The organism is Streptomyces sp. Ncost-T10-10d (assembly GCF_900091955.1).
Lineage (GTDB): Bacteria > Actinomycetota > Actinomycetes > Streptomycetales > Streptomycetaceae > Streptomyces.
Window position 1 is genome coordinate 1 of the sequence record NZ_FMDF01000231.1, and the last position, 4095, is coordinate 4095.

Sequence of the window (4095 nt, forward strand, 5' to 3'; positions counted from 1 at the left end):
ACGCTCCCGGGCGGTCGCAGGACGACTCGGACCCCGTCGGCCGGCGTGCCGAGCGGAAGAAGGCAGCACACTCACTGGTCCACGAACTGCTCGCCCAAGGCCACTCACGCCGGGCGATCGCCCGGCACCTGGGCTGGGGGCCTCAACACCGTCCTCCGGTACGCGAACGCCGCACGCTGGCAGGACACCATCCGCGACAACCGGCCCCGGCCCAGCAGACTCGACCCCTACAAGCCCTACCTCGAACGACGATTCGCCGAGGGATGCACCAGCGTCACCCGACTGCACGGCGAGCTGATAGCCGAGCACGCTCCTGTCACCTACGGCATGGTCCGCGCGCACATCGCCACTTTGCGCGGGGTTCCGTCCGAGGCGCCGGCCCGGCCGCCGACGGTGCGGCAGGTGACCGGCTGGCTCACCCGGCACCCCACGACCTTGGCCGAGGAAGACCGGGCCGGCCTGAAGGACATCCTGGCCCGCTGCCCCGAACTGGACACGGCCGCCGGACACGTCCGCGACTTCGGCAAGATACTCACCGACCGCCTCGGCTCCACACTCCCCACCTGGATCGACGCGGTCGACGCCAGCCAGTTGCCCGGCCTCACCGGCTTCGCACTCCACCTGCTCCGAGACCTCGACGCCGTGACCGCCGGGCTGACTCTCGACTGGAGCTCCGGCAGCATCGAGGGCGCCGTCAACCGGATCAAGAAAATCAAGAGGCAGCTCTACGGCCGAGCCGGATTTGAACTACTCCGCAAGATGATCCTGCTTCAGTGACTCTCCGCGACCGCGACCCCAGATGTTGCGCCAGAAACGCCTTCTGACCCCACTTGTTAGAAGCGCGGCCTGACAGTGGGCTGTGAGACCAAGGCACAGGCCGCAATCTGCAGTTGTGCTTCCCATGCCGCCTCGTCGAGCCCCAGCGTGTACTCGATGCAGCACGCGCATGGCGGGAGTAGCGCCACGAATGCTTGCTCCTCAGCGGTCTCGACCTCCATCTCCGACCACTCGTCCGATGCCAACTCGGCAAGATCCACCTCCCCGGCGGTGAATCGCGCGGCCAGCCTGCGCAGCGCGTATCGTCGGGCCAGGTGGTGATCGGGCAGTTTGATCCCCAATTCTTGAAGAGCCTGCTCGAATGTGTCACGGATGTCCCGGGGGTCCGCATGACGCGGCAGACCGGCGAGCTCGCACAGGGCCGGCGTGTCCATTCCGATTGCGAGTGCCTGGGCAGCGGTCATCGGCAGGTCTTCCGGACACACCTGATCCGCCTGATACAGCCACGCTGCCTCCACCAGGGGCGGATAGGCGCTGCGGACAGGGCTGTCAGGTTCGGATGTGTCGTCTATCGCTACCATGATTCATACGATGCCAGCACGGCTCGCGAGAGTGCCCGGAAATTTCGACTGTCCCGGCAAACCGCCCTGCGGGCTGACCCAACTCATGCTGTTGCCCCGGTGACACTCCGCGACCGCTCCCCAAGATCTGTGCCAGAACCGAGAAATGACAGCGGCCGTGGGGCGGCTGGCCCCGGATTCGCATCCTCCGGTCGAGGACTGTGCTCGGTCACAGCCTGGTGGCCGGCCAGATGGTCATGGCCGCGGCGGCGGTGAGCCCGACGTTGAGTGCGATCCGGCGGTCTTCGCCGGTCAGGTGGACGGCGATCGCACCGGTCTGCAGGAGGACGAAGCCGATGGCTGCGGCCGGCGCCAGCGAGGGCGCGATGCCGGTCAGCGGTGGCAGGACCAGGCCGGTCGCGCCGAGTACTTCGACCGTCCCCAGCGCCCTGAGGGCGGGCAAGGGTATGCGGTCGACCCAGGCCATCATCGGTCGCAGTTGATCGCGGCTGCGGATCACCTTCAGCGTGCCTGCGTAGAAGTAGAAGAGGGCGAGCAGTCCCGCGACGATCCAATAGGCGATGTTCATGGTTCCCGTTCATGGGCCACCGGTTCACGGGGCCCTCGATTGCGTCAATGGCCAGAAGAGCCCTGGAGAAGGCCTGGTCCGTCGTCCGAGGGGTCGGACCCGCCGAAGGACGGGAGTGACACGGCCCCGCGGTCGAAAGGAGGGCGGCCGGACCGTTCCATCCGTCGACTTCAGGCGAGGTCGGTGGCGGGCTCGGTCGCGTAGCGGCTCATCGCGTCGATGTTGGCCTGCCGCGTCAGCGGCCGGCCGCCGGCGAGCACCTCCTGAAGGTCTCGGAAGTACTGCACGTACAGGTCGGGGGTGAATGTGCTGAGCATGACGGCGGGCTGGTCGGTCGGGTTGGCGAAGGTGTGAGGGGTACCGGGCGGAACCATCACGAGCGTGCCCGTGGTGGCGTCGCAGTCCTCGTCCCCGACGGTGAACCGCACGGTGCCGGAGAGGATGTAGAAGCCCTCGTCGTGTTGGGCGTGGCGGTGCTGCGGCGGTCCCTGGGTGTGCGGGGCGAGGACGGACTCGGCGATCGCGAGGCGGTGCCCAGTGTGGCTGCCGTCCTCCAGAACGCGCATGCGTGTGGTGCCCAGAACGATCGTCTCGCCGTCGCCGGGACCCACCACCGATACGGCGGGGTCGGCCTGCGGCTCGCTGGTCTTCGTTTCTTCGGTCATGCTCACGAGTGCACCGCCGGGACCCCGCCAGTGTCCAAGACCCATCCCGCAGCTCCGATACCCCGTGGGTATCGTTGCAGCGTGGAGCTACGGACCTTGCGCTACTTCGTGGCGGTCGCCGAGGAACTCCACTTCGGCCGGGCCGCCACCCGACTGCACATGAGTCAGCCGCCGCTGAGCCGGGCGATCAAGCAGTTGGAGGCCGATGTCGGTGCCCTGCTCTTCGCCCGCTCGCCCACCGGCGTCACGCTCACTTCGGTGGGCACGGTGCTGCTCGACGAGGCGCGGGCCCTGCTCGACCACGCCGACCGCGTCCGTGTACGCGTGAGCGCGGCGGCCGGCGTCGCGACCATCACCGTCGGCATCCTGGGCGACGGCACCGACCCGGGAGTGTCCAGGCTGGCCGCCGCCTACCGCCGAAGCCATCCCGGCATCGACATCCGCATCCGCGACACCGACCTGACCGACCCGACGTGCGGGCTGCGCGCCGGGCTGGTCGACATCGCCCTGACCCGGGCGCCGTTCGACGAGACCGCCCTGACGGTGCGTGCGCTGCGAAGCGATCCGGTCGGCGTGGTCCTGCGCGCCGACGATCCGCTGGCCCGCCGCGACCGGCTGCGGCTGGCCGAGCTGAGCGACCGCCGCTGGTTCCAGTTCCCTCAGGGCACCGACCCCGTCTGGCAGTCGTACTGGAACGGCGGCAGGCCGCGCGAGGGCCCAGTGGTGCGCGCCGTCCAGGAATGCCTGCAGGCCGTGCTGTGGAACGGCACGGTCGGCCTGGCCCCGCTCGGACACGACCTGCCCGCAGAGCTGGCCGCGGTACCGCTGATCGACATGGCGCCGAGCCGAGTGGTCGCTGTGTGGAACGAAGGTGACACCAACCCGTTGATCCGGTCCTTCGTCGAGATCGCGACAGCCGCATACCGCCACTGAGCACCGGCAACCGGCGCTGCCGCATCCCGTGAACAATTCGACCGCCGCGGCCCTCGGAACTGCCTCCCACGCGAATCGGGACCGCTGGCCGCATGGCTGACCGCCCACCCCGGCGCGGAGATCATCTGCCGGGACCGGGCGGGCGCCCACGCCGAGGGTGCTCGGCTCGGCGCCCCCGATGCCCTCCGGGTCGCCGACCGGTTCCACCCGCGGCAGGGGCTCGGCCAGGCCGTGGAGACCTGCGTCGCCGCCCTGATCCGGTGAGCTGTCGCTGAGCCCTCTTTCGCAAGGCCGCACACACCCCAACAGCCCTGGGCGGGGCCCGGGTTCGGCCGGCCGCGCTGCGCTCGCGGCGTGACGACGTGACACCCCCGCCCAACGGCGAGCAGATCCGCATCACCGTGTCCGGGGTGGTCCGGGCTCCTGGTGGTCGATCACGAGGGGCCGAGATCGAAAATTTCCGGAGTGCCCGATTCCCCCATGGTCGGGCTCGGGTACTCCGCCCCTTCGGAATCAACACCATGTTGACAACAAGGTGTTGATGCGCTGAGGTGGTGTGGTGCCCCTCAAA

5 protein-coding genes are annotated in these 4095 nt (G+C 69.1%); 2 read left to right on the forward strand and 3 right to left on the reverse strand.

The window, feature by feature from the left end:
- A partial coding sequence (locus GA0115254_RS41965; protein ID WP_256103097.1) for a transposase occupies positions 1–777 on the forward strand: 777 nt, incomplete at its 5' end.
- Positions 778–833: 56 nt separating this feature from the next.
- On the opposite strand, the gene GA0115254_RS45105 is transcribed toward GA0115254_RS41965, so the two are convergent.
- From GA0115254_RS45105 to GA0115254_RS41980, 3 genes are all read right to left on the reverse strand, one after another.
- Positions 834–1358 (reverse strand): hypothetical protein, encoded by a 525-nt coding sequence (locus tag GA0115254_RS45105; protein WP_176740523.1) that lies wholly within the window; start codon positions 1356–1358, stop codon positions 834–836.
- A 208-nt stretch (positions 1359–1566) separates the two neighbouring features.
- On the reverse strand, positions 1567–1926 hold the full coding sequence (locus tag GA0115254_RS41975; protein WP_093900517.1) for a DoxX family protein: 360 nt from the start codon (positions 1924–1926) through the stop codon (positions 1567–1569).
- A 170-nt stretch (positions 1927–2096) separates the two neighbouring features.
- Entirely contained in the window at positions 2097–2591 is a 495-nt protein-coding gene (locus tag GA0115254_RS41980) for a cupin domain-containing protein (protein ID WP_176740524.1), read from the reverse strand.
- An 81-nt stretch (positions 2592–2672) separates the two neighbouring features.
- Between GA0115254_RS41980 and GA0115254_RS41985 the strand changes: the two genes are divergently transcribed.
- On the forward strand, positions 2673–3524 hold the full coding sequence (locus tag GA0115254_RS41985; RefSeq protein ID WP_256103098.1) for a LysR family transcriptional regulator: 852 nt from the start codon (positions 2673–2675) through the stop codon (positions 3522–3524).
- Positions 3525–4095: the final 571 nt, after the last annotated feature.